The organism is Gilliamella sp. WF3-4, from assembly GCF_001690275.1.
Classification (GTDB): domain Bacteria; phylum Pseudomonadota; class Gammaproteobacteria; order Enterobacterales; family Orbaceae; genus Gilliamella; species Gilliamella apicola_C.
In genome coordinates this window covers 1-1,990 of record NZ_LZGW01000057.1, presented here as the reverse complement: position 1 = coordinate 1,990, position 1,990 = coordinate 1, and the positions used below count along the sequence as shown (strand labels likewise).

The 1,990-nt window shown below is 32.8% G+C and carries 5 protein-coding genes and 1 pseudogene; 3 read left to right on the top strand and 3 right to left on the bottom strand.

Annotation, left to right across the window (positions count from 1 at the left end; all coding sequences use genetic code 11):
* The 3 genes from A9G47_RS12955 to A9G47_RS12945 form a co-directional block, all read right to left on the bottom strand.
* Positions 1-268 (bottom strand): Mor transcription activator family protein (locus A9G47_RS12955; protein WP_141674872.1); only part of this gene is annotated, 268 nt, incomplete at its 3' end.
* A 285-nt stretch (positions 269-553) separates the two neighbouring features.
* Positions 554-784 carry a hypothetical protein gene (locus A9G47_RS12950; RefSeq protein WP_065642129.1) on the bottom strand — a complete coding sequence of 77 codons (231 nt, stop codon included), beginning with the start codon at positions 782-784 and terminating at the stop codon, positions 554-556.
* On the bottom strand, positions 781-975 hold the full coding sequence (locus tag A9G47_RS12945) for a hypothetical protein (protein WP_065642128.1): 195 nt from the start codon (positions 973-975) through the stop codon (positions 781-783). The genes A9G47_RS12950 and A9G47_RS12945 overlap by 4 nt, the downstream gene beginning before the upstream one ends.
* A 188-nt stretch (positions 976-1,163) precedes the next feature.
* Between A9G47_RS12945 and A9G47_RS14395 the strand changes: the two genes are divergently transcribed.
* The 3 genes and pseudogenes from A9G47_RS14395 to A9G47_RS12935 all read left to right on the top strand — a co-directional run.
* A complete protein-coding gene (locus A9G47_RS14395) occupies positions 1,164-1,337 on the top strand; it encodes a YlcI/YnfO family protein (protein WP_176700645.1) in 174 nt (57 codons plus the stop codon).
* A gap of 8 nt (positions 1,338-1,345) precedes the next feature.
* Complete coding sequence (locus A9G47_RS12940; RefSeq protein ID WP_065642127.1) at positions 1,346-1,564, top strand: hypothetical protein; 219 nt, start codon at positions 1,346-1,348, stop codon at positions 1,562-1,564.
* A gap of 204 nt (positions 1,565-1,768) precedes the next feature.
* Positions 1,769-1,990: pseudogene (locus A9G47_RS12935) on the top strand (hypothetical protein); the annotation flags it as partial.

The window sequence follows — 1,990 nt, the reverse complement described above, 5'->3', positions numbered from 1 at the left end:
CTGTCATTCGATATTTTCGGCTAAGCTCGTGGTAGTTATTACCTTTAAACTCATGATAAATTTGTGCATCTCGTTGACTAATTTTGAAAGCATAGTCTTTGGGAAATGTAAGATTTTGACCACCAAAAAGCTCTGCAATTGCGTTTGCCACATTACAACCTAACTGTGAAGCGGTTTCTTCTGGTAGACCAAAATCAAGTGCTTCTTTAGCAACCTGATTTGAAACATGAGTAAATAATTCATGGCGTTTAATTTCCATTCTATTCATAATTATTAAATTGCCCTCTTCTAGGTAAATTGTTGGAACAAGGACATATTAAACAGACGTACAATGAATGTAATATGAACAAGGGCAGATAAATAGTGAACAATCAAAACAGTTAAAGATGATAGAGGGTAAATAAAATCTAAAGAAAAATAGGCGCTAAAAATTATTATAAAACGTTTATAAAGCGATTAAATTAATGATTGATACATTTGGGCAGAATTGATAGAAAAAGGCTTAAAATGCGATTTAAGCCCATTTGATATATTTAGATTTGCAGTTATCAAATCATGCTGTTTTCGTTTTAACTAAATTATTAATAATATTTCTTAAATTATCTTCGATTTTGCCTAAGGATGTGCAAAATGCATTAGTATTAATGGTAATATCCTTACGGGTACCTTGACTGCCGGCACAATCAACAATCAAACGCAAAAAATCAATATTATCCTGAATACGCTCAAAGTCATCATCAGATAAGATATAAGTTAAGCTGTTATGTATTGGTTGCTTGCTCATGCTACCACCTCCATTTGACGAATAATTAGAATCAATTCAACACCGACTTTGGCGTACATAGCTCTAGCTTCTGCCTCGGTTTTGGCACGAACTTGAATACGTTGTAATATAGGAAGTGTATTCACTGTTAGAAAAGTAAAAATTTTATTTTGCCCAAATGTAGGCGATACGGTATTATTGCGAATAGCCATACTCATTACCCCTTGTAATGTTTATGGTTAGATAGCTCGGAGCGGTAGGACGCTTCGGGCTATTGTTGTTTTAGGACCTAAAAAATAATTAGGTGTCGAACAGATATTATTACCAAGTGTCGAACATGTCAATATTGTTTTTTTATTTTTATTAATATAAACTGTTCGACACTTATGGAGTGTGAAATATGCCAACAGATAGAATAAATAATAAGTCACAAAATATAGCTGCTCGGGTTCCTCACGAAATAATGGAGAAAATGGAGACAGTTAAAGAACCTAATGAAAACACATCTCAGTTTATTGTTAACGCAATGAAAACAGAGATTAAAAGACGAAAACGCAAACAGCAACTTAAATAAGGATTAACATGACTATACTGAAAGAGTTTGATTCCGCACTTGAAGATATTGAAAAAGAATTCATAACTGAAAGCTTTCAAATCGCAGGCGAATTTATTGCTATGCAAAGAATACAATTATTTTCGTTAGCGTTACTAGGAAATACCTTAAAAGTTAGTCAAGCTGTCAATAATGTGTATGAATCAATTGTGTATTCAAAGGTAATCAAGAATATGCCGACTTACTAATTCAACTAATTAATGAGTTTGAATCTTTGGTTCGTGAGGGGGGCATCGGCAAGCATAGCTTTAGATCGGCTTATAGACGAAAAATATTTAGAACGATTAGAGCATTTACAAAGTATTAATAAATTAAATTAGTTAAAATATAGCACACAAAGCAAAAGAAACAATTAACTACCTACAATTGATAAACAAGGAATTAATGATGCAATGAATGCTATGACCACAATTCAAAGTGAATATAGTGAGGATCGTGACCTAGTTAACCAGCTTTTAGGTCAGGCTCAAATGGCTGATGCTTTTGAAAAATTTTCCCAAACCGTTTGGGCTTCTAAATTAAATTTTGTTAAAGAAAACAAGCTTTATCGTAATTTATCAGGGAAAAAAACTCCAAACGGTTTGGAGTTAAAAGGAACTTGGGAAGAATTTTGT

Coding starts and splice junctions, on each gene's coding strand:
- A9G47_RS12950 (WP_065642129.1), bottom strand. CDS start 784: ATGAGCAAGCAACCAATACATAACAGCTTAACTTATATCTTATCTGAT.
- A9G47_RS12945 (WP_065642128.1), bottom strand. CDS start 975: ATGGCTATTCGCAATAATACCGTATCGCCTACATTTGGGCAAAATAAA.
- A9G47_RS14395 (WP_176700645.1), top strand. CDS start 1,164: ATGCCAACAGATAGAATAAATAATAAGTCACAAAATATAGCTGCTCGG.
- A9G47_RS12940 (WP_065642127.1), top strand. CDS start 1,346: ATGACTATACTGAAAGAGTTTGATTCCGCACTTGAAGATATTGAAAAA.